This window comes from Thermobrachium celere DSM 8682 (assembly GCF_000430995.1).
Lineage (GTDB): Bacteria > Bacillota > Clostridia > Clostridiales > Caloramatoraceae > Thermobrachium > Thermobrachium celere.
In genome coordinates this window covers 770521-794252 of sequence record NZ_HF952018.1, presented here as the reverse complement: position 1 = coordinate 794252, position 23732 = coordinate 770521, and the positions used below count along the sequence as shown (strand labels likewise).

Here is a 23732-nt window from a genome sequence, read left to right as displayed (position 1 = left end):
GTTCCTATTCAACTCCTAATGTTCTTAAAGCTTCCTTTGCTGCATTTTGTTCAGCTTCTTTTTTGCTCTTTCCTATTCCTTTTCCATATAATACATCATCTAAATAAACGTTTATCTCAAACGTCTTGTTATGGTCAGGACCATATTCATTTGCTACTTTGTATATAATTTTTTTATTCATATCTCTTTGTATATACTCCTGTAGTTTTGATTTATAATCGTTATAATTTATATCATTGCTGTATAGTTCTATCTTCTCCTCAAGATTTCTAATAACAAATTTTTTTGCCCTATCATAACCTCTATCTAAATAGATTGCTGCAATCAAAGCTTCACAACAGTCAGCTAAAAGTGAATCTTTCTCTCTTCCACCAGTTAGTTCTTCACCTTTTCCTATTCTTAAAAATTCATTTAGCCTTAATTTTCTAGCTACATCTGCCAATGAGGCTTCACAAACAACGGCAGCCCTTATTCTAGTTAATTTACCTTCATGTTTATTTTTAAACTTTTTAAATAAATATTCGCTAACTATTAAACTCAACACAGAATCGCCTAAAAATTCCAATCTTTCATTATGAGAATTATATCCTAAATTGTATTGGTTGGCATATGAGCTATGAGTTAATGCTATATCTAATAATCCAATATTGTCAAAATCAACATCTATTATACCTTCTAACTGCTTTAATTGTTTCTTCCTAATCTTATCCATAGAATGCCCCCTAGAAAGGTTTTTGTCACATTCCATAAGTTAACCTTACCAAAGTAAAATTAACTTATGAAATATGTTAAAAGCCCCGAATAAATCGGGACCATTTTTAATAATCAGTATTTTCCTTTATGTACTCAACAACATCTCCAACAGTTTGAATTTTTTCTGCTTCTTCATCTGGTATTTCTAAATCAAATTCATCTTCAAGAGCCATTATTAATTCAACTACATCTAGTGAATCTGCTCCTAAATCATCAATAAATGATGATTCCATTGTTATATCCTCAGGATCTATTCCTAAAACTTCTGAAATTCTTTCCTTTACTCTCTCGAATATCATAAGTTCACCTCTCTTCAAACTCAACTATATAATATTACATATTATGTAAAGAGTCAACATAAATTATTTCTACTATAACTTATATTATGAATACTTATATATTATTATTCTCTATTAATCCTATTTAACTCTTCCTTTATATCTTGAAGTATTTTACCATCAAATGCATTTTTAGCCTGCCTTATTGCATTTTTAAAAGCCTTTGCATTTGAACTTCCATGTGCCTTAATTACTAAACCCTCAACACCTAATAATATTGCTCCTCCATATTCTGTATAATCGAACTTCCTCTTAAACTTTTTAAATACAGGTTTTAAAAGCATTCCACCTATTTTAGTCATTGTTGAGGACATAATTTCACTTTTTAAAATATCAAATATAGTAGCTGCAACACCCTCATATACCTTTAAAATCATATTACCTGTAAATCCATCACATACTACTACCTGAACGTCACCATTTGGTATATCTCTGCCTTCAATATTACCAACAAAGCCCTTAATGTTTTCCTTTAATATTCCATAGCTTTGTTTAGTTAATTCATTTCCCTTCTCTTCTTCAGCTCCTATATTTGCAAGGGCTACTTTAGGATTATTAATTCCCAAAACTTTATTTGCATATACCTCTCCCATTAAAGCAAATTGAAGTAAATTATTTGGCTTACAATCTGCATTAGCTCCAGCATCCACAATTACAAAGGGACCGTTTTTACCTGGAATAACTGGAGTTAGTGCTGCTCTATCTATACCATTTATTCTTCCTAATAAAAATATACCTCCAGCCAAAATAGCACCAGTACTTCCTGCAGAAACTAAAGCATCTGCCTTGCCTTCCTTTAAAAGTTTAAATGCAACAACAAGTGATGAATCCTTTTTTCTCCTAATTGCCATTGTAGGCGATTCATTATTTTCTATAATTTCAGTAGCATTAACCACTTCTATATTTAAACCGTCTATATTATGCTTTTTTAATTCTTCCTGTATTATCTCTTGTTTTCCAACTAGTATTAAGTCAACATTTAATTCTCTTGCAGCATCAACTGCTCCTTTTATTATCTCATAGGGAGCTTTATCTCCTCCCATTGCATCAATTACAACCTTCATAATACCCCTCCTTTCTTTGATATCTTTAGTATACTATTTTTTGAAATAAATTCAAGTTTTTATTCTGGCTGTAAATTTTAATAAATAAAAAAAGAAAGTCTGCAAGAGACTTTCTTTATTTTTCTACAACTACTCTATTTTTGTAGTAACCACAATTTCCACATACTCTATGTGCAAGTTTCATTTCATGGCATTGTGGGCACTCAACCATCCCTGGCATTGAAAGTTTCCAAGTTTGTGCTCTTCTCATATCTCTTCTTGACTTTGAATGTCTTCTGGCTGGATTACCCATAGTTACACCTCCTTAATCTCGGTTAAAAAAGTTTTTTAGTTTTTCTAATCTTGGATCAATTGTTTGTGTTTCACAATTACAAGTTGATTTATTTAAATTTGTGCCACAAACTGGGCACAATCCTTTACAGGATTCACTGCATAATGTTTTTAATGGTAAATTCAATAACAGGTTGTCTTCTATTAGCTTTGTGATATCAATAAATGTTTCCATTATTTGATAACCCAAATCCTCATGGGATTTTGTAAATTCTTCTTCAAAGCTAATTGTCATATTCTGTTTTACTTCTTCAAGGCACCTTGAACAAACTGTTATAACCTGTGCATTTATTGTACCTACAAAAATAACACCATCTTCAATCTTCGTAATATTACCCTTTATATGTATGGGCCCATCAAACTTATACTCATTTTTGTTAAAATCAAATGTACTTAACTCTATTTTTTCATCAATTTCCATTACACTGGATTTACCTGAAAGTAAATCCTGAATATCTATTTTCATAAAATCACCTCAACCAAAGTGCCACAATTAATTATATAAGCTGGTATTGGAAAAGTCAAGGTTAAAATTATGATATGGCAAGAAAAATAATCTATTTTTCTTGCCATATAGAATTTTTAAATTATAGATTATTAACTATTTCTACTGTGTCACGAGCTATCATTAATTCTTCATTTGTTGGTATTACAAATACCTTAACTCTTGAATCTTCAGTTGATATTTCTTGCACCTTTCCTCTTACCTTATTCTTTTCAGCATCTATCTTAATTCCTAAATATTCCATATTCTTGCATATTTCATATCTTGTTTCTGGTGAATTTTCACCAAGACCAGCTGTAAATACTAGTACATCTAATCCACCCATAGCAGCTGTATAAGCACCTATGTACTTCTTAACTCTATAATGGAATACATCAAGTGCTAGTTGTGCTCTTTCATTGCCATCAAATGCAGCATTCTCAATATCTCTAAAGTCACTGCTTACACCTGAAATACCAAGAACTCCTGATTTTTTATTCATTAAATTGTTAACTTCTTCATAGCTTAAGTTTTCTTCCTTTTGTAGGAAAGTTACAATTGCTGGGTCAATATCTCCACATCTTGTTCCCATAGCAAGACCTTCAAGTGGAGTGAATCCCATGCTAGTATCTATTGACTTGCCACCATCAATTGCAGCAACACTAGCACCATTTCCTAAATGACAAGTTATAATCTTTAGTTCCTTAATATCTTTACCAACAAGATCAGCTGCAACCTTTGATACATATCTATGTGATGTTCCATGGAAGCCATATCTTCTTATTCCATGTTTTTCATATAATTCATATGGTAGTGGATATATGTATGCATGCTTTGGCATAGTTTGATGGAATGCTGTATCAAAAACTGCTACCATTGGAGTTTGAGGCATTAGATCCTTACAAGCATTAATTCCTATTATGTTTGGTGGGTTATGTAGTGGTGCTAAATGTGTACATTCTTCAAGTACCTTCATAACATCTTCAGTTATTAAAACTGATCCTGAATACTTTTCTCCTCCATGAACTACTCTATGTCCAACTGCTGATATTTCATTCATATCCTTAATTACACCATGATTTTCATCTAAAAGTGCATCTAGAACAACCTTTATAGCATCCTTGTGGTCCTTCATAGGCTTTTCAATAACTATCTTATCCATACCTTCTGGTTGATGCTTAAGTTGGGATCCTTCTAATCCTATTCTTTCAACAAGTCCCTTAGCCATTACCTTTTCATTTTCCATGTTAATTAGCTGATACTTTAATGATGAACTTCCACAGTTAATAACTAATACCTTCATTGGTTTATCCCCTTTCTTTTATATATTTTTGCTTTTTATTATAGATTGATTCCTTGTGCTTGAACAGCTGTTATAGCAACAACATTAACTATATCTTCTATGCTACAACCTCTTGATAAATCATTTACAGGTGCAGCAAAACCTTGACAAATTGGTCCTATAGCTTCAGCTCCTGCTAATCTTTGAACTAACTTGTATCCAATGTTTCCTGCTTGTAAATCTGGGAATACTAAAACATTTGCCTTACCTGCAACAGTGCTGTTTGGAGCCTTTAATTCAGCAACCTTTGGTACTATAGCAGCATCTAATTGTAACTCTCCATCTATCATAAGATGAGGAGCTTTTTCCTTTGCAATTTCAGTTGCCTTTATTACCTTATCTACTAATTCATGTTTTGCACTACCCTTTGTTGAGAAGGATAACATAGCTATTCTAGGTTCAATACCACAAAGAACCTTTGCAGTATTTGCTGTTGCAATTGCAATTGAAGCTAATTCCTCAGCTGTTGGATTTGGATTAACTGCACAGTCTGCAAATAACATTAAGCCATCTTCACCATATTGTTTATTTGGTATTTCCATAACAAAACAACTTGATACTATTGACATTCCTGGTGCAGTTTTAATTATTTGAAGAGCTGGTCTTAAAAGATCTCCTGTTGAATGTATTGCACCTGAAACTAATCCATCTGCATCATTCATTTTAACCATCATAGTACCAAAATAAATTTCATCCTTAATTATTTCTTTTGCTTGTTCTAGTGTAACACCTTTGCTTTTTCTTAATTCATAAAACTTCTCTGCATATGTATCAAATTTTTCTGATGTAACTGGATCAATTATTTCTATTCCTTCTATGTTTGCTCCTACTTCTTTAGCTGTATTTTCTATTTCTTCTCTCTTACCAATAAGTACTACTTCAGCTAAGCCTTCCTTCTTTATAATCTCTGCAGCCTTAACTGTTCTTTTTTCACTACCTTCTGGCAATACAATTCTCTTTTTATCTTGTCTTGCCTTTTCCCAAATAGTTTGCATTATTGACATAAGCATACCCCTTTCGTATATATTTTTTTAAACGCACTGTCAATATTTATAACAATGCGTGACAAATAATCTTAATGTAAATATAATATATTTATCATATAAATTAGGAGGTAAAATCATGAATGTTACAGGTATAATTGTAGAATACAATCCACTACATAATGGCCATGTGTACCACATAAGTAAAACAAAAGAACTAACAAATTGTGATGCCTTAGTTGCCGTTATGAGTGGACCATTTGTTCAACGCGGTGAACCATCCTTTGTAGACAAATGGGTAAGAACAAAAATGGCTCTTAACTCTGGCGTTGACTTGGTAATAGAACTACCTGTAATCTATTCTAAATCAAGTGCAGAAGGCTTTGCATTTGGCGCTGTATCCACACTAGATGCAACCGGCATAATAGATAACATTTGCTTCGGTAGCGAAATAGGTGATATTTCAGCTCTTTATAAAATAGCAGAAATATTAGTTTATGAACCTAGCAATTACAAAACTTATTTAAAGAACTTTTTAAAGCTTGGTGATTCTTATCCTTCTGCTAGGCTAAAAGCTCTCAACAATTATATATTATATCACAATTTGCTAAATGTAAATGATATTGATATAGAAAATATTTTAAATAACTCAAATAATATACTAGGAATTGAATATATCAAATCAATTTTAAAAATTAACTCTAAAATTAAGCCCTATACTATTAAAAGAATAGTTAATAAATACAATCAGAAAAATTTAACAGGCAACATATCTAGTGCAACTGCTATAAGAAAGAATTTTATGAATGAAGAAGTTAAAAAATCTATGCCTGATTTTTGTTATAAAATGATTAAAGAACAAATAGAAAATAAAAATGCCCCCATAAGTCTAAAAGACTTTGAGGACATTATATTTTATATTTTAAGAACATCTGATACTAAAAAATTAGAAAATATAATAGATGTAAATGAGGGACTTGAAAATAAATTAAAGCAAGCCTCTGAAGATACTAAAGACATATATGAATTAATAAAAACAGTCAAATCTAAAAGATATACTCAAACAAGAATACAGCGTATATTGATAAATATACTTTTAAATCATACAAAGGATTTAAATGATAAAATTAACAATTATCCTAATTATATTAGAGTTTTAGGGTTTAACGACAAAGGACGCCAACTTATAAAACTAATGAAAAAGAACGCCAAAGTACCAATAATAACAAATCCAAATAAGAATGATTATAATCTTCTTAAACTAGATATTGATGCATATGATGTATACTCACTTGCATTAAATGGTGAAAAAAGGTTATCAAAATCCGACCTTAAATCAACTCCTGTTTATTGGCAGCCTTAAATTCAAGCTCTTCTATGATCTCTTCTATCACCCTCAAGGCTGCCACTCTCCCTTTTTCAATAGTCTCATCAACATGTTCAAAACCAATTGGGTCAACATCTTCTATATCCACTCTAATCAGCTTATTTGCCTCTTGTTTTTTTGCCTCAAACAATTCTTTCTCCATTAAATCAATTGATTCATATAACACGTGAAATATACTTTTACAACTAGAAGTTTTTAAATTAAATCCAACGTCAACACCTATAATATAGTCTACATCATAATCTTTTAAAATTTTAGCTGGCACTCTTTCAAGCACTCCTCCATCTACTAATATCATATCGTCTTTAAAGACAGGTACAAAAACGCCAGGAATTGATATACTAGCCCTCACGGCTTCATATACCTTTCCTTCATCAAAAACAACTAGCTTTTTATTTTTTATATCGGTAGCCACAACTAATAATTTTTTTGATAGATCTTTAAAATCCTTATCCCTTGTTAATAGTTTTAAAATAGCATTAATTTTATCTCCCTTTACAAACCCTATTCTAGGCACAGTAACATCTATGTATGTCTTCTTGTTTAATCCTTTACATAAATGGGATGCATACTTAAAATCAAACCCACTACAATATAGAGCACCTATAACTGCTCCTATACTACTTCCAGACACTACATCAGGTATTATACCATAACTTTCCAAAACCTCAATAACTCCTATATGTGCAAGCCCCCTAGACGCCCCAGAACCTAAGGCTAAACCAATTTTTAAATTTTTATACATATACTACCACCCGAAATCATAATTTATAATAAAAAAGTTTTAGAGGTGGCTATGGAAATAATATTTTTTATACTAATATCAATATCATTTATATTATTTATAAGCAAAAAATATAATAACTTGGGATTAAAACTTATAATTTTATCACTACTTGTTTTAATAGCCTTATATCCATCTATTTCTTTAAATTCTGCAAAAGAAGGATTGAACTTATTCTTATATACTGTTTTCCCATCTCTTTTCCCATTTTTCGTTATTAACGATTTAATGATCTCAGTTGGAATTGCAGAAAATATAGCTTTCCTATTTAATAAACCACTAAATAAAATATTCAAAACATCCGGTTATGGTGCATATGCTTTCATTATAAGCATATTTTCTGGATATCCTGCTGGAGCTAAAGTTGTCAGGGAATTAATTGAATCAAAAAAAATTTCCCCAAATGATGGGGAAAAGATATTAACCTTCAGTAGTACATCTGGGCCACTCTTTATAATAGGAGCTGTTGGCACAGGTATGCTTAAAAGCAGTTATTATGGGTATCTATTATATATTGCTCATATTTTAGGTGCAATTTTAAATGGTATTTTCTATAGCTTTTTCTCTACTAAAAAGGAATATAATTTTGTTAAAAGCAAAAAAGAATCAAAGATTAACCTAAATAGCTCCATAAAAAACTCTCTAGTTACGATGGGAACAATATTAGGCTACATAGTACTATTCTCTGTAATAATAAATCTTTTTGATGGAGTTAAACTGTTTTTTATTTTAGCAACATCAATTAGTAATTTAATTAAAGTTGACGTATACTACATTGAAACTTTATTAAAATCAATATTTGAAATATCAAATGGCTGTAAATTGATATCAACATCTAATATTCAAAATAAACTTATTTTATTGAGTTTTATACTTAGTTTTAGTGGACTTTCTATACTTTATCAAGTTAAAGGAGTACTTCAAGGCTGTGATATTAATTTTAAAAAGTATGTACTATCAAAAATAAGCCATGGAATATTCTCTTCAATAGTATGTTTCGTCATATGTAAATATGCAAATATAAGCGCCTTCTTAATTGAAAGAAATTTAAATTGCAATACAATATATTTAACTTCTTCAATTGGAATGCTAATTTTAATATTTATTTTAAATACAATCTCACTCTTTAGGCAAAACTCTAAAAATTATTTTTAAACTTATTTTTAATATCCTCTATTATTTCTTCAGGTACTAATCCTTTTAAACACCCTCCATACATTGCAACCTGTTTTACAGATGATGAACTTAAATAAGAATACTGGCTACTTGTCATCATAAATAGTGTTTCTATATTTTCATCAAGCTTGTTATTCATAAGAGCCATTTGGAACTCATATTCAAAATCAGATACTGCTCTTAATCCTTTTATTATAACCTTTGATTCCTTTTTCTTCATAAAGTCAATTAGCAAACCCTTAAAGCTTTCAACCTCAACATTTTCAATTCCATTTACAACTCTCTTTATCAATTCAACCCTCTCATTTGCACTAAATAGAGGGTTTTTCTTTTCAGGATTTTCTAAAACAGCTACAATTACTTTATCAAATATCTTAGCTGCTCTTTGAATTATATCTAAATGACCATTTGTAATAGGATCAAAACTTCCTGGATAGACTACTATTTTTGCCATTTTTAATCCTCCTTACTCCAAAACGCTACTGTTGTTCGCCCATATTTCTCTAATCTTATCCTTTTTATTTCATTTATATTCTCAGGCAAGACATCATTTACATCCTGTTCAGATACTATTACTCCTCCATCCCTTAATAACCCTTTACTATCTATAAGTCTTATTGATTGTTCTACTAATCCTTCACCATAGGGTGGATCGAGAAATATAAGATCAAATTTTTCGCCTCTCTTTGATAATATTTCTAATGCTACAAATGCATCCTGCCTATAGTATTCACTATTATTTTCAAACTTAAGGCTTTTTATATTTTCAACCAAAGTATTATATGCTTCTTTATTTTGTTCAATAAAAACACATTTCTTTGCTCCTCTACTTATAGCCTCTAATCCTAAATTACCACTTCCAGCAAAAAGATCTAATACATTTTCGAAACTATATCTATTGGATAGTATGTTGAACATCGATTCTTTAACTCTATCTGAAGTTGGTCTTGTATTTAGGCCTTCTGGAGCTTTAATTCTTCTTCCTTTAGCTATTCCTGTAATTATTCTCATATCCAGCCTCCTTTTATTGTTAGTCCTTTATATTTTACCACATTTTAATAAATTTTAAAAATACATAAAAAAAGAACCCATAAAAGGGTTCTTTTTTAAAATTAATAGTTACCTTGTGCATGCATTGCATCTGCAACTTTAATAAATCCAGCAATATTTGCTCCAGCAACTAGGTTGTATCCAAATCCATAATCTTCTGCTGCCTTAACTACATTATTGTAGATATTTACCATTATTTGATGTAGTTTTTGGTCTACTTCTTCTGCAGTCCATGACATTCTCATGCTGTTTTGTGACATTTCTAATGCTGAAGTAGCAACACCACCTGCGTTAGCAGCCTTAGCTGGTCCAACTACTACTCCGTTTTCTAAGAAATATTGTAGTGCTTCATTTGTACATGGCATGTTAGCACCTTCACATACATACTTAACACCATTTGCAACTATTTGCTTAGCATGTTCTAAGTGAATATCGTTTTGAGTTGCACATGGCATTACTATGTCAACCTTAACACCCCATGGCTTTTGTCCTGGGAAGAATTGTACACCAAACTTTTCTGCGTAATCTTGTACTCTGTCTCTTCCTGAATTTCTCATTTCTAATAGATAATCAATCTTTTCACCTACAACTCCATCTGGATCGTAAATATATCCATCTGGTCCTGATAATGTAACAACCTTACCACCTAATTCAGCAACCTTTTTACATGCACCCCATGCAACATTACCAAATCCTGAAACTGCAACTGTCTTGCCTTCAAATGTTTCTCCATCATGCTTTAGCATTTCTTGACAGAAGTATGTAACACCATAACCTGTTGCTTCTGGTCTAATTAAGCTACCACCATATGATAATCCCTTACCAGTTAATACCCCGTTTTCAAATGCACCTTTAATTCTTCTGTATTGTCCATATAGATATCCTATTTCTCTAGCACCAACACCAATATCTCCAGCTGGCACGTCAACATCTGGTCCTATGTGTCTATATAGCTCTGTCATAAAGCTTTGACAGAATCTCATAATTTCTGCATCTGATTTTCCTCTTGGATCAAAATCAGATCCACCTTTTCCTCCACCTATTGGTAGTCCTGTAAGTGAATTCTTTAAAATTTGTTCAAATCCTAAGAACTTAATAACGCTTAAAGTAACTGATGGATGGAATCTTAATCCTCCCTTATATGGTCCAATTGCTCCATTGAATTGAACTCTAAATCCTCTATTTACATGTAGATTACCTTCATCGTCCACCCATGGTACTTTAAACATTACTTGTCTTTCTGGTTCACAGAATCTCTCTAAAAGATTTTCTTCGATATATTCTGGATGTTTTTCTAATACAGGTATTAATGATGGTAAAACTTCTTCAACAGCTTGTAAGAATTCTGGTTCATTTGGATTTCTCTTCTTCACATTTTCAATAACTTGAGCTACATAATCAGCAGGTGTCATTTTAACTTTAACCATTTAAATTACCCCCTCTTGCTTTCGCAATCTTCTATTTATATTATGCATTATTTCCTTCATTTTATCAAGTTTAAAAAAGGCTATTTTTCATTATTTTTTATATTCAAATCTTTTAAATTACGTTTTTCTTTATTTTTTGAATATATTTAATTTTTGTTAATCATATATCAATTTGATATACATAAAACTAAAGTTAAGTACTTATTTTTGAAAATTTAATCATTAAAGTTGCTGTTTTATAACTGAAATTTTACTTACAATGTACATAATCTTTTATATAAAAAAGAAAAGGGGCCTCTATTTTAGAGACCCCTTTTCTTTGTATTGTTATTTACCTGCCAAATTTCTTTCGTAAGCTTCTACCATCTTCTTAACCATATATCCACCAACTGAACCACAATCTCTTGATGTCATATTTCCCCAATATCCTGATGTTGGTACTTGTACTCCTATTTCATTTGCCACCTCATATTTGAATTGTTCTAATGCTGCCTTTGCTTCAGGTACTAATGTTCTGTTTTTCATATTTGCTGCACCTCCTGTTTGTTTTTCTATTATTAATTTAACCCATTATAAGATTTTTAATCTAGAAATTAGAGATAATAATTAACGGAGGTGCTAAATTTGTTAATTAAATGTCGTAATGTCTATTTTTTCTTTAAACATAGATTCTATCTTGATTCTTAAAGGTTCAAATTCATCCTTTTCTAACATGTTATCTTCTATTAATCTTCTAGCTAAATCTCTTGTAGTCTTTAATATTTCTATATCCTTAAATATATCTGCAATTTTCAAATCAGGTAGTCCATGCTGCCTCATACCGAAAAGTTCACCTGTTCCTCTAAGCTCCATATCCTTTTCAGATATAACAAAACCGTCATTTGTTTTAGTCATTATTGTTAATCTATCAATAGCTTCTTTATTTGTAGCATCTGATATAAGGATACAATAGGATTTTAGACTTCCTCTGCCTACTCTTCCTCTTAGCTGATGCAATTGTGCAAGTCCAAATCTTTCTGCATTCTCAACAACCATAACAGTTGCATTTGGAACATTTACACCTACTTCTACAACAGTAGTTGATACTAGTACTTTTATAGCACCTTCTTTAAATTTTTGCATTATGAAATCTTTTTCTTCATTTGACATTTTACCATGCAATACTGCCACTATTTTATCATTACCATTAAATGTATTATTTACAAGAAAATCGTACGCTTCTTCTGCTGAAATTGCCTCTATTTTTTCAGATTCTTCAACTAAAGGACATACAATATATGCTTGCCTTCCTTCCATAACTTCCTTTTTAATAAAGTTATATACTCGTTCCCTCATCGTACTTCTTACAAAATAAGTATCAACCTTTTGTCTACCCTTGGGCAACTCATTAATTATTGATATATCCATATCTCCATACATAAAAAGTGCCAATGTTCTTGGAATTGGAGTTGCTGTCATAACTAGAACATGTGGATTATGTCCCTTAGAAACAAGTGTTGCTCTTTGTCTTACTCCAAATCTATGTTGTTCATCTGTTACCACAAGAGCTAAATTTTTAAACTCAACATTTTCTTGAAGCAGAGCATGAGTTCCTATAATAATATCAATTTCTCCATTTGCCAAATCTGTTAATATCTTTTCTTTTTGTTTTTTTGTTGTACTTCCTGTTATAAGTGCTATGTTTAAATCAAAATCCTTTAGAAGGGATGTTATGGAACTAAAATGTTGCTCTGCTAAAATTTCTGTCGGAGCTAGCATTGCTGCTTGATATCCAGCTTCAGCACAATTAAACATTGCTATTGCTGCAATTACAGTCTTACCTGATCCTACATCACCTTGAACTAATCTATTCATTGGTTTATTCTTTTTCATATCAAGTAAAATCTCTCTAATCGTTCTAGATTGTGCATTAGTTAATTCAAACGGTAATTTTTCCTTTAACTCCTTTAATCTGCCCGACAATGGTATATTATAAGCAGATAAGTCTGAATTTATACTTTTTTTATAATATTGAAGACCTAACTGAATTAAAAACAATTCTTCAAATTTTAATCTATATATACTTTTATTTAACATATCTTTATTTTTAGGAAAATGTATATTATCAATAGCAGTTTGAATATCAACTAAATTAAATTCATCTAATATACGTTTAGGTAAAATTTCTTTTAATAGTTCTCTTTTATTAATTAATGCATTTTTTATTATATTTCTTAAAGTTTTTTGACTTAAATATTTATTTAAAGGATAAATCGGTAAAATTCCAACTGAATTCTCGTCATTATTATCAAAGTTTTTTTCATATTTTGGATCTACCATTTGAAGCTCAGCAAATCTTCTATTCACTTTTCCATATAATAAAACCTTTTCTCCTACTTTAAATGTCTTTTTAATATAGGGCTGATTAAACCAAATTCCAGTAATAAACCCTGTATCATCCTTAAACACAATAGAAGTTAAATTTTTGCCTGTTTGAGTTTTTCTTGTTCCATTAATCAAAGCAACTTCAGCAATAAGTGTAACAATCTCTCCATCCTTTAAATCTCTTATTTTTTTAGTATTTGCTCTATCTTCATAATCTCTTGGAAAGTAATAAAAAATATCTTCTATTGTATATATTCCTAACGACCTTAAATATTCAGCATTCTTTGGGCCAACACCCTTTAAATACTTTATGTCCATAAAACCACATCCCTTACTTGCTTTAAAACGCCATGAACATTACATCCATGGCGTTTTAAAATAATTATTCAACTGATATTAAATAATAGTAAAGTGGTTGTCCACCATAATATATAGTAATATCAACATCTTTATATTTTTCCTCTAATTTATTTTGAAGTTCTTGTGCTTCTTCCTCACTTACTCCATTACCATAGAAAATAGTTATAAGTTGGCTTTCGTCGTCCACTAGTTCATCTATTAAACTTAGTGTAATCTCTTCAAGATCTTCAGATGCTTTTATCAGTTTTCCATTTGCAATTGCAATCTTATTTCCTTCCTTAACTTCTACATCATTAAACACTGTATCTCTAACTGCAAAAGTAACTTGACCTGTCTTTACACCCTTTATTACTTCGCAAAGAGTTTCATAATTTTCCTCTGGTTTTGCATCATAATCAAATGATACTAAAGCAGTAATACCCTGAGGTATACTCTTTGTTGGTACAACAAAAACATTTTTATCTGATAATTCTTTAGCCTGTTCAGCAGCTAAAATTATGTTGCTATTATTAGGTAATACAAATATATTTCTAGCATTTATTTTATTAACAGCAGCCAGAATATCTTGTGTACTTGGATTCATAGTCTGACCGCCTTCTATAACAAAGTCAACTCCTAAATCTTTGAATATGTTTGTTATACCATCACCCATTGCAACAGTTACAATACCGTATTCCTTTTCTTCTTGTGATGTATTCTCTTCTAATTCAACTTCATTTGTAGTTTCTTCTTCTACAATATGTCTGTGCTGTTCCTTCATATTATCTATTTTAATTTTCATCAATTCCCCAATCTTTAATGCTTCCTCAAGAATAATACCAGGATTGTTTGTATGAATATGAACTTTAATTAATTCTTCTGTACCGACAACTACCATTGAATCTCCATAGTTTTCTATTTTGTGCTTAAAGTCATCAGGATTTGCACCCTTTGTTTTAATAAAAAATTCTGTACAATATGCAAACTTAATATCTTCAGTATTTAATAAGGCTTGTGCAGGAACATCCTGTTCTTTTTGAACTTCTAATTCTTTTAATTCTTCAATCTTACCTAGCTTTATATAATTTAACATTCCTTTATATATAATTAAAAGCCCCATTCCACCTGCATCTACAACATTAGCTTGTTTTAGAGCAGGCAAAATATTTGGAGTTTTATTTAATGATTCTTCTGCTGCAATACAAAGCTTATGTAGGAATTCTTCAAAATCTGATGTATGTTTTGCAAATTCTATTGCCTTTTCTGCAGATTCCCTTGATACTGTTAATATTGTACCTTCTGTTGGCTTCATAACTGCCTTATAAGCAGTTGCTACTCCCTCTTTTAAAGCAAGGGCAAAATCTTTTGTATTTATTTGATTTTTATCCTTTAAATATTTTGCAAACCCTCTAATTAATTGTGATAAAATAACTCCTGAGTTTCCTCTAGCTCCCATTAGTGTTCCCATAGAAGCTGCATCTACTACTGCTTTAACAGTTTCCTCTTTTATTTTATTAAGTTCAGTAATTGCAGACATCATTGTAGCAGACATATTAGTACCTGTATCACCATCTGGCACAGGGAAAACATTTAATTTATTTACCATTTCTTTGTTTCTTTCTAGCTCATATGCACCAGAAATAATCATGTTTTTTAGAATATGCCCATCGATAATATTAACCTTCAATGTTTGTACCTCCTAACCTTACACTCTTATTCCTTGAATGCTTACTGTGACCTTTTTTACATTTATTCCTGTTAGTGATTCGATAGTATATTTTACTTTTTGTATAATATTATCTGCTATTACTGAAATTTTAGTTCCATATTCAACTATAATGTATAAGTTTACAACAATACCATCCTCTTCTGATATGATCTTAACACCTTTGCTTAAGTTTTCTCTCTTTAAAAGTTCCCAAAAACCATCACTTGCTCTTTTTGATGCCATGCCAACAACACCATAACACTCCATTGTAGCCGCCCCAGCAATGTTTGCTAAAACTTCATCTGTATATTCTATAAAACCATAATCATTGTTTATTTTTATTGCCATTTTTAAACCTCCCAAAAAAGTACTAATATCTCTTTTACTAATTTTATATTAAATGTAGTTTTTCTTCAAGACATATAAATTAAAAATTAATCAACTGTAAAGTAAAAACACTTTACAAAATACAAAAATGAATATATAATGTAATAGGATAGTTCAGGTTGGTTGCAATAATTATTTATATTTGATAAAATATTTACAGTCAAAGCAAGCGACTTCATAAAGGAGGTGTAATACATGTCAAGAAGATGCGAAATATGCAATAAAGGACTAGTATTTGGTGCACAATACAGCCACTCACACCGTAAGTCAAACAGAACTTGGGCTCCAAACATAAAGAGAGTAAGAGCTGTTGTAAATGGTCAAACTAAGCGTATATATGTTTGTACAAGATGCCTACGTTCAGGAAAAGTACAACGTGCTCTATAAAAAAATGTGCTTTTTAAAGCACATTTTTTTATTATAATAAAATAATTTAGCAAATTTTACTTACCCCATATATTATAATACAAACTCCAACAACTAACACCCAAACCCACCACGGTGCTATTATTGCCATAATGAGACCTAATCCAAAAAATATAAGAACTAAACCTAAAACATATTTATCATAACATATCTTTTTATTTTCCTAAAATAACTCACCAACTTACCCCCTAAATATTATTATCATAAAATCTTATGCCTGCAATTATAAATATTATTCCAATTATAATCATCCAGATCCACACAGGTAAAAATAAAATAATTAAAACAATTCCTAGAATAATCAATAAATAAGAAATCCATCTTCTATATTTGTAATTCATAATTAAAAACCCCACATAGATGCTTTATACTATTATATGCATCATATGTGGGTTATTTACAATAATTATAATATATTTTGTTTAACTACAACTAAAAGCCCCTCTTTTATTTCAATAGAGCACTTTTCATTAATTATTTCATTTGAAACCCCGATGGACTGTCCTAAATATATAGTCCCATCCTCTAAAGAATATTTCAATCCTTTTGTATTAATACCACTAACTTTGAAAGTCAATGGTACTAATGAAATTACATCTCCTTCATTTCCTGTAATTTCTAAAACTTTATTACATAAATATATATAAGCAGAATCAGTTGCTATATATCCATATGCCCCTCTTTTTAATATTTTGTATAAAAGGCTTATATTTATTAGGCTATGGTCTATTCTACTTCCTATTCCACTTATAATACAGATATTATTTGCACCTAAACTTAATGCATAGTCTATACAAAGTTCAGTATCACTAAAATCCTTTTCTCTAGGATAAGTAATAATTTTAACTCCCTTTTCAACAAAATACTCATAGGCATCTCTATTTATGGAATCTAAATCACCTATAATTACATTTGGTAAATATCCTTCTTCCATAAGATAAATTGCTCCACCATCAGAGCATATAATCAAATCAGCATCCTCTATTTCTTTTTTTAAAGCATCTTTTGAACTATACCCATGGGCAACTATAACAGACTTCATCTTTTCACCACTTCTTAAATTCTTGAGTTGTTTTCTTAATATCATCAGATTCAAATATAGCAGATCCTGCAACCAATATATTTGCACCAGCTTCCACAACTTGCTTATAATTATCTAACTTAATTCCTCCATCTACTTCTATATCTATATTCAATCCCCTTGAACATATCATTGTTTTTAGATTTTTTATTTTTTCAATCATATTAGGAATAAACTTTTGTCCTCCAAATCCTGGATTTACTGTCATAATCAATACCATATCTATATATTCTAAAGAATAATCTAAAACATTTAAAGGTGTTGCTGGATTTAATGCAACTCCAACCTTTTTCCCATAGCTTTTAATATTTTGTATTGTTCTATTTAAGTGCCTACATGCTTCTGCATGAACGGTAATAATATCTGCTCCTGCTTCAGCAAAATCTCCAATATAAAAATCAGGGTTTTCAATCATTAAATGAACATCAAAAGTTAGATTGCTATGTTTTCTTATGGCCTTAACAACTGGTGCCCCTATTGTAATATTAGGAACAAAATGTCCATCCATTACATCGATATGAAGATAATCTGCTCCTGCTTCTTCAACTTTTTTTATTTCTTCATGTAGTTTGCTAAAATCTGCCGAAAGAATTGATGGTGCAATCTTGATCATCATTTGTACCTCCTATTTTGTTGTAACTCATTTAAAAACTTTATATAGTTCTCATATCTTTCTTTTGATATTATTCCTTCTTCAACCATTTCTTTAACTCTGCAGTCCTTTTCTTTATTATGCAGGCATGATGTAAATCTACATTCACTACTGTATTCATTAAATTCCCTAAAATATCTATAAAGCTCATCAGGTTCTATAAAGGATAAATCTATTAACGAAAAGCCTGGTGTATCAACTAAATAAGTATTGTCATCTAAATCAATTAGCTCGGCATGTCTTGTAGTATGTTTACCTCTACTTACCTTTTTACTTATCTCTCCTGTCTGCATAATCACTTTGTTTTGAACTTTATTAAACATAGTTGATTTCCCTACACCAGAAGGACCAGCAAATACTGTAGTTTTATTTTTTAATATTTCCTTTATCTCCTCAATTCCCTCTCCTGTCTTTGCATTGGTTTTTATAACTCTATAACCTATCTTACCATAAATATTGCTTAAATAGTCAAATTTATTTTCAACATCAAGATCAGCCTTATTAAAGCATATAACAGCCTCAATATTATTGTATTCTGTAAGTACTAGTATCCTATCTAAAACTTCAAGGCTTATATCAGGTTCCCTTAATGCAAAAACCAATAATGCTTGATCTATGTTGCTAACTTGAGGTCTTATCAATTCATTTTTTCTTGGCAATATTTCATCAATTACACCTTTTTCTTCATCAATCTTCTCAACAATAACATTGTCTCCAACAATTGGAGACAATTTATCCTTTCTAAATTTTCCTCTGGCCTTGCATTCAATAATGCTTCCATCATCTAATTTAACATAATAAAATCCTGCAATGCCTCTTACTATACGGCCTTGCTGCATCCTATAACCTCCCTATTGATTGTTTGTATTTCCTTGCTGTTCTTGTTGTGTCTGCTCTACTTCTTTCTTGTTAATAACAATATTGATTATAGTACCTTCCTTTACTGTTACACCTGCTGCAACATCCTGTGAGATTACTACATTTTCTATATATTTTGAGTCGTAACCATAAGTTATATTCCCTAATACTAAATTTGCTGCAGTTAAAGATGCTCTTGCCTCTTCTATAGTCCTACCTAGTAAGATTGGAACCTTAGTAAACTTTTCTTCCTTACCATCGCTTATAACTATACTAACCTCAGACCCTTCAATTACCTCTGTATTTGGTTTTGGATCTTGATCCATAATTTTATTTCTATCAACTGTGTCACTGTATTTTCTATCTATATTTCCTCTTACTAAACCATTGTTTTTAAGCAATATTTCTGCTTCTAATATATCAAGGCCCTTTAAATCTGGAACTAAAACCTTTTTTTGTCCTGCACTTAATTTAACCCTTATAGTAGAACCTTCCTTAACTTTAATTCCATCCTCAGGATACATCTTAACTATTGAACCTTCTGGTTTGTCGCTGTATTCCTTTCCTTCAACTTCAAGTTTTAATTTTAAAGGCTCCAATTTTGCTCTTGCTTCTGTTTCTGTTAATCCTATTAAATTAGGAACCTCAACATCCTTTACTGTAAAATAATTATTGTATAAATAATAAATTAAAAAGGCTAAAACAAACAGAGATAGGGTTATAAATATTGGCTTTACAAACCTTCTTTTGCTCTTTTTCTTAAGAGCTTTATCAACATCTTTAACATCAATAATTCTAGTTGATTGTGTTTCATCAAAATTGTCTATTAAAGTGTCAGGATTTTCTTTTACTTTATTTAAATCATCTATCAATTGTTTAGCACTTTGATATCTTTTAAACATATCCTTCTCTAAAGCTTTTTTAACTATATCGTTTACCGATTTTGGTATAGATGAATCGATCTGTATAGGCTCAACAAAATCATCTTGAATATGTTTGATGGCCACAGATATAGGGCTTTCGGCATCAAATGGAAGCTTACCTGTTAGCATTTCATACATAACAACACCAAGTGAATAAATATCTGTCCTATGATCACTAAATCCACCCTTAGCCTGCTCTGGGGATAGATAATGTACTGAACCTAAAACCTTATTTGTATTTGTAACAGTTGAAACTGTTGATGCTCTTGCTATACCAAAATCTGTAACTTTAATTGTACCTTCCTCTGTTATAACTATATTATGAGGTTTAATATCTCTATGAACAACTCCATTTTTATGTGCATGTTCAAGAGCCATTGCAATTTGAAGTGTTATATCTAAAACCCTCTTATATCCAAGTTTCCCGTTTTTCTTGATAAAATCCTTTAATGTTTGCCCATGTATGTATTCCATAACAATATAGTAGATGTTATCCTGTTCTCCAACATCAAATATTGAAACAATATTAGGATGCGTCAAGCTAGCAGCTGCTATAGATTCTCTTTTGAATTTTTTAATAAATTCATCATCTTGAGTAAATTCATGCTTTAATATCTTTACTGCAACATATCTATTCAATAGCTGATCCTTAGCCTTATAGACAGTTGCCATTCCACCTTCGCCAATCTGTTCTATTACTAAATAACGTCCTCCTAATGTTGTTCCTATTATATTCATTTCCCCACCTCCTTTTGAGCAACAATAACAGAAATATTATCTGCACCGCCTCTTTCATTTGCCTTATCAATTAAAACTCTTACAGGGTCTGACTCGTTTAATACTATGTCCTTAATTTCACCTTCACTTATATAATTAGTCAATCCATCTGTACATAAAAGAATTGTTTCATCATCCTTTAATTCAAAATCAATTATATCTACTATTACGTATTCATCTACTCCTATTGCCCTTGTTATCACATTTTTCTGTGGATGGTTTGCTGCCTCCTCCTGTGTTATTGTTCCCTTATTTATAAGCTGTTGTACAAATGAATGGTCTTCAGTGACCTTTATAATGTAATCTTTTGTTATTCGATAAGCCCTTGAATCTCCTACATGTCCAACTATTGCCCTATTTCCAATTAGCAAACAACAGGTAACTGTTGTTCCCATTCCCGATAATTTATTATTTTGTTGTGAAATCCTGTATACTTCCTTATTGGCAAATACAATAGCATCCCTTAATAATTCTGTTTTATCTTCTGTGTTGCTAAAGTTGTCAAATATATACTGCCTTATTGAAGTAGCTGCAATTTCACTAGCTACTTCACCACCATTATGCCCACCCATACCATCAGCAACAATTAATAGTTGGTAATTAGGAGATTTAAAAACTAGCACATAATCCTCATTTAATTCCCTCTTTTTACCAATATCTGTTTTGCAAAAAATATACACAAAACCACCTCTTTAACCTTCTTGATATCTTCTTCTTAATTGACCACATGCGGCATCAATATCTGAGCCTAGCTCTCTCCTTATTGTGGTATCTATTCCATTTTCTTCTAAAATATTCTTAAATCTTAGTATAGACTCTTGATTTGATCTTTTTAAATCTCTTTCTACAACAGTATTTACAGGAATTAAATTAACATGGCATAGAAGCCCCCTTAATTTTTCTGCAAGTTCCTTAGCATGTTCCTTTTTATCATTAAATCCTTCTATCATCGTATATTCAAAAGTAATTCTTCTACCTGTCTTTTCAATATAGTATTTTGAGGCTTCAAGCAACTCTTCCATAGGATACCTATAAGCTATAGGCATTATCTGTCTTCTTATTATATCATTTGGAGCATGTAGTGATATTGCAAGTGTAATTTGATAGTTTAAATCTGCTAACCTCTTTATTTCTGGAACTAAACCACAGGTTGAAATAGTTATATGTCTCATTCCTATATGTAATCCTTCAGGTTCCTTTAAAAGCTCTAAAAATTTTATTGTATTATCAAAATTATCCAATGGTTCTCCTGTACCCATTAAAACAACATTTGAAATCTTTTCTTTAATATCATTTTGTACCGTCAATATTTGACCTATCATTTCACCTGGAGTTAAATTTCTAACTTTTCCTCCTATGGTAGAAGCACAAAACTTACATCCCATACTGCATCCAGCCTGAGTCGAAATACATATGGAGTTACCATAATTATACCTCATTAGTACACATTCAATCAAATTCCCATCATTGAGTTTTAATAAATACTTAGTTGTTCCATCTATCTTTGATACTTGTTTTTGAGCAACCTCCATATTTTTTATATAACCTAAACCATTAAGCTTTTCTCTTAAGTTCTTAGATAGGTCAGTCATATTATTAAAGTCCTCAACGCCTTTATGTATCCATTTAAAAATCTGCTTTGCTCTAAACTTTGGTTCTCCATTCTGTACAATAACATCCTGCAATTCCTTTAGGCTTAAACTTCTAAACTCTATCATAGCATCACCTTATTCTTTTTAATTTAGCAATAAAAAACCCATCCATTTTATGTACATTAGGATATATTTTAAGATATGGTAAATTAGTTTTCAATTTTTCTGGTAAATAATTATTTATATCTTCAATTATAAAATTATCGTTATTTCTTAAAAATTCCTTTATAACCTCTTCATTTTCTTCTACAGTTAATGTACATGTACTGTATACAATATACCCATCTTTTTTAACATACTTTGCAGCATTGTTTAAAATATTTTTTTGTATTCTTGCTAATTGTTCTATATCGCCTTTGTCTATATTATATTTAATCTCTGGTTTTTTTCTCAAAAGTCCAAGACCAGAGCATGGGGCATCAACTAAAACTCTATCTGCATATTCTTTATATTCCTCCATATATATTTGAGCATCCTTTAATTTTGCATTAATTATATTAATACCAAGTCTCTTTGCATTATCATTTATTAATTTTAACTTATGTTCATGAATATCAAAGGCTATAATCTCTCCATTATTGTTCATTAATTGTGCAATATGTGTTGTTTTTCCACCAGGAGCACTGCACAAATCTAAAACCTTCATACCTTGTTTTGCATCTAAAACTTTAGAAGGAAGCATTGAGCTCTCATCCTGAATAGTAAATAAACCTTTATTGAACTCATCTGATTTCTCTATGTTTGCAAAATCCTCTAGAATAAGGGCCTCCTCTACAACTCCATCACTGACCTTTATGCCTTTATTTTGTAGAATCTCTTTTAATTCGTACTTTGTAGTTTTTAAAGTATTTACCCTTATTGTCAATTTAGGTACTGTGTTATTTGCTGCAAGAAGGTCTTTTGTGAAATCTTCACCAAAATCTTTTATGAACATATTTACCATCCATTCTGGATGTGAATACTCAATTGATAATTTCTTTACTTTATCCTTCACATTTATATCATAAAATTGTTGTTTATTTCTTAATATATTTCTTAAAATTCCATTTACAAAACCTGATGCTTTTCTTTCTTTATTTTTTACTATTTCAACTGATTCGTTAATCGCTGCGTATTCAGGTACCTTATCCATATAAAAAATTTGATATACAGCAATTCTTAAACAATTTAATACCCACTTGGACATTTTGTTTGTCTTTATTGTGGAAAATTTATTTATAAAATAATCTATTCTTATCAGATGTCTTAATGTACCATATACAATCTCTGCAGCAAAGGCTCTATCTAATGGCTTCATATCATATTTTTTAAAATAATGATTAAGCTTAATATTTGAATATGCCCCTTCTTCAATGTCACAAAGCGTTTTTACAGCTATGTACCTTGCTATATCCTTCATAATTTACCTCCACAATTTTTATATAAAATTATGAAGGAAGATAAACTT

25 protein-coding genes and 1 pseudogene are annotated in these 23732 nt (G+C 30.6%); 3 read left to right on the top strand and 23 right to left on the bottom strand.

Features of this window, described 5'->3' with window-relative positions:
- Nucleotides 1-4: 4 nt before the first annotated feature.
- The 7 genes from rnc to pta all read right to left on the bottom strand — a co-directional run bounded on the left by rnc (nucleotide 5) and on the right by pta (nucleotide 5315).
- Nucleotides 5-712: a ribonuclease III gene (gene rnc / locus TCEL_RS04320; RefSeq protein ID WP_018661511.1), complete on the bottom strand. Its 708-nt coding sequence runs from the start codon at nucleotides 710-712 to the stop codon at nucleotides 5-7.
- A 106-nt stretch (nucleotides 713-818) separates the two neighbouring features.
- Nucleotides 819-1052 carry an acyl carrier protein gene (gene acpP, locus TCEL_RS04315; RefSeq protein ID WP_018661509.1) on the bottom strand — a complete coding sequence of 78 codons (234 nt, stop codon included), beginning with the start codon at nucleotides 1050-1052 and terminating at the stop codon, nucleotides 819-821.
- A 104-nt stretch (nucleotides 1053-1156) separates the two neighbouring features.
- Nucleotides 1157-2155, bottom strand: a complete 999-nt coding sequence (plsX, locus tag TCEL_RS04310; protein WP_018661507.1) for a phosphate acyltransferase PlsX — start codon at nucleotides 2153-2155, stop codon at nucleotides 1157-1159.
- 115 nt (nucleotides 2156-2270) lie between these two features.
- Entirely contained in the window at nucleotides 2271-2447 is a 177-nt protein-coding gene (gene rpmF / locus TCEL_RS04305) for a 50S ribosomal protein L32 (protein ID WP_018661505.1), read from the bottom strand.
- A 12-nt stretch (nucleotides 2448-2459) separates the two neighbouring features.
- Nucleotides 2460-2951 (bottom strand): YceD family protein, encoded by a 492-nt coding sequence (locus TCEL_RS04300; protein WP_018661503.1) that lies wholly within the window; start codon nucleotides 2949-2951, stop codon nucleotides 2460-2462.
- A 121-nt stretch (nucleotides 2952-3072) separates the two neighbouring features.
- Entirely contained in the window at nucleotides 3073-4272 is a 1200-nt protein-coding gene (locus tag TCEL_RS04295) for an acetate/propionate family kinase (RefSeq protein ID WP_018661501.1), read from the bottom strand.
- 38 nt (nucleotides 4273-4310) lie between these two features.
- Entirely contained in the window at nucleotides 4311-5315 is a 1005-nt protein-coding gene (gene pta, locus TCEL_RS04290) for a phosphate acetyltransferase (protein WP_018661499.1), read from the bottom strand.
- Nucleotides 5316-5433: 118 nt separating this feature from the next.
- On the opposite strand from pta, the gene TCEL_RS04285 reads away from it, so the two are divergent.
- On the top strand, nucleotides 5434-6657 hold the full coding sequence (locus tag TCEL_RS04285) for a nucleotidyltransferase (RefSeq protein WP_018661497.1): 1224 nt from the start codon (nucleotides 5434-5436) through the stop codon (nucleotides 6655-6657).
- Here TCEL_RS04285 and TCEL_RS04280 read toward each other — a convergent pair.
- Complete coding sequence (locus TCEL_RS04280) at nucleotides 6626-7426, bottom strand: patatin-like phospholipase family protein (RefSeq protein ID WP_018661495.1); 801 nt, start codon at nucleotides 7424-7426, stop codon at nucleotides 6626-6628. The two genes, TCEL_RS04285 and TCEL_RS04280, sit on opposite strands and share 32 nt — an antisense overlap.
- A 51-nt stretch (nucleotides 7427-7477) precedes the next feature.
- Here TCEL_RS04280 and TCEL_RS04275 point away from each other — a divergent pair, with 51 nt between their 5' ends.
- Nucleotides 7478-8620, top strand: a complete 1143-nt coding sequence (locus TCEL_RS04275) for a hypothetical protein (RefSeq protein WP_018661493.1) — start codon at nucleotides 7478-7480, stop codon at nucleotides 8618-8620.
- On the opposite strand, the gene coaD is transcribed toward TCEL_RS04275, so the two are convergent.
- The 7 genes and pseudogenes from coaD to TCEL_RS04240 all read right to left on the bottom strand — a co-directional run bounded on the left by coaD (nucleotide 8604) and on the right by TCEL_RS04240 (nucleotide 15877).
- Nucleotides 8604-9095 (bottom strand): pantetheine-phosphate adenylyltransferase, encoded by a 492-nt coding sequence (gene coaD / locus TCEL_RS04270; protein WP_018661491.1) that lies wholly within the window; start codon nucleotides 9093-9095, stop codon nucleotides 8604-8606. The genes TCEL_RS04275 and coaD overlap by 17 nt on opposite strands.
- Nucleotides 9096-9097: 2 nt before the next feature.
- Nucleotides 9098-9661: pseudogene (gene rsmD / locus TCEL_RS04265) on the bottom strand (16S rRNA (guanine(966)-N(2))-methyltransferase RsmD); the annotation flags it as partial.
- Between the two features lie 92 nt (nucleotides 9662-9753).
- Nucleotides 9754-11118 (bottom strand): NADP-specific glutamate dehydrogenase, encoded by a 1365-nt coding sequence (gene gdhA, locus TCEL_RS04260; RefSeq protein WP_018661487.1) that lies wholly within the window; start codon nucleotides 11116-11118, stop codon nucleotides 9754-9756.
- A gap of 327 nt (nucleotides 11119-11445) precedes the next feature.
- A complete protein-coding gene (locus TCEL_RS04255; RefSeq protein ID WP_018661485.1) occupies nucleotides 11446-11643 on the bottom strand; it encodes an alpha/beta-type small acid-soluble spore protein in 198 nt (65 codons plus the stop codon).
- A 102-nt stretch (nucleotides 11644-11745) separates the two neighbouring features.
- Complete coding sequence (gene recG / locus TCEL_RS04250; RefSeq protein WP_018661483.1) at nucleotides 11746-13800, bottom strand: ATP-dependent DNA helicase RecG; 2055 nt, start codon at nucleotides 13798-13800, stop codon at nucleotides 11746-11748.
- 64 nt (nucleotides 13801-13864) lie between these two features.
- Nucleotides 13865-15469 carry a DAK2 domain-containing protein gene (locus TCEL_RS04245; RefSeq protein ID WP_051150562.1) on the bottom strand — a complete coding sequence of 535 codons (1605 nt, stop codon included), beginning with the start codon at nucleotides 15467-15469 and terminating at the stop codon, nucleotides 13865-13867.
- 57 nt (nucleotides 15470-15526) lie between these two features.
- Nucleotides 15527-15877 (bottom strand): Asp23/Gls24 family envelope stress response protein, encoded by a 351-nt coding sequence (locus TCEL_RS04240; protein ID WP_018661479.1) that lies wholly within the window; start codon nucleotides 15875-15877, stop codon nucleotides 15527-15529.
- 234 nt (nucleotides 15878-16111) lie between these two features.
- Here TCEL_RS04240 and rpmB point away from each other — a divergent pair, with 234 nt between their 5' ends.
- On the top strand, nucleotides 16112-16303 hold the full coding sequence (rpmB, locus tag TCEL_RS04235) for a 50S ribosomal protein L28 (RefSeq protein WP_018661477.1): 192 nt from the start codon (nucleotides 16112-16114) through the stop codon (nucleotides 16301-16303).
- A gap of 227 nt (nucleotides 16304-16530) precedes the next feature.
- Here the strand turns inward: rpmB and TCEL_RS13445 are convergent, their stop codons facing one another.
- From TCEL_RS13445 to rsmB, 8 genes are all read right to left on the bottom strand, one after another.
- Nucleotides 16531-16683: a hypothetical protein gene (locus TCEL_RS13445; RefSeq protein ID WP_018661475.1), complete on the bottom strand. Its 153-nt coding sequence runs from the start codon at nucleotides 16681-16683 to the stop codon at nucleotides 16531-16533.
- Between the two features lie 65 nt (nucleotides 16684-16748).
- Nucleotides 16749-17429, bottom strand: a complete 681-nt coding sequence (locus TCEL_RS04230) for a thiamine diphosphokinase (RefSeq protein WP_084739298.1) — start codon at nucleotides 17427-17429, stop codon at nucleotides 16749-16751.
- The gene (rpe, locus tag TCEL_RS04225; RefSeq protein WP_156874049.1) at nucleotides 17389-18036 is read right to left on the bottom strand and encodes a ribulose-phosphate 3-epimerase; all 648 of its coding nucleotides are present in this window, start codon (nucleotides 18034-18036) and stop codon (nucleotides 17389-17391) included. The genes TCEL_RS04230 and rpe overlap by 41 nt, the downstream gene beginning before the upstream one ends.
- A complete protein-coding gene (gene rsgA, locus TCEL_RS04220) occupies nucleotides 18036-18914 on the bottom strand; it encodes a ribosome small subunit-dependent GTPase A (RefSeq protein WP_018661469.1) in 879 nt (292 codons plus the stop codon). The genes rpe and rsgA overlap by 1 nt, the downstream gene beginning before the upstream one ends.
- 12 nt (nucleotides 18915-18926) lie before the next feature.
- Nucleotides 18927-20594 carry a Stk1 family PASTA domain-containing Ser/Thr kinase gene (gene pknB / locus TCEL_RS04215; RefSeq protein ID WP_018661467.1) on the bottom strand — a complete coding sequence of 556 codons (1668 nt, stop codon included), beginning with the start codon at nucleotides 20592-20594 and terminating at the stop codon, nucleotides 18927-18929.
- A complete protein-coding gene (locus tag TCEL_RS04210) occupies nucleotides 20591-21313 on the bottom strand; it encodes a Stp1/IreP family PP2C-type Ser/Thr phosphatase (protein WP_018661465.1) in 723 nt (240 codons plus the stop codon). Before TCEL_RS04210 ends, pknB begins: the two co-directional genes overlap by 4 nt.
- A 12-nt stretch (nucleotides 21314-21325) precedes the next feature.
- The gene (gene rlmN, locus TCEL_RS04205; protein ID WP_018661463.1) at nucleotides 21326-22351 is read right to left on the bottom strand and encodes a dual-specificity RNA methyltransferase RlmN; all 1026 of its coding nucleotides are present in this window, start codon (nucleotides 22349-22351) and stop codon (nucleotides 21326-21328) included.
- Nucleotides 22352-22355: 4 nt separating this feature from the next.
- Nucleotides 22356-23684 (bottom strand): 16S rRNA (cytosine(967)-C(5))-methyltransferase RsmB, encoded by a 1329-nt coding sequence (rsmB, locus tag TCEL_RS04200; RefSeq protein ID WP_018661462.1) that lies wholly within the window; start codon nucleotides 23682-23684, stop codon nucleotides 22356-22358.
- Nucleotides 23685-23732 lie beyond the last annotated feature (48 nt).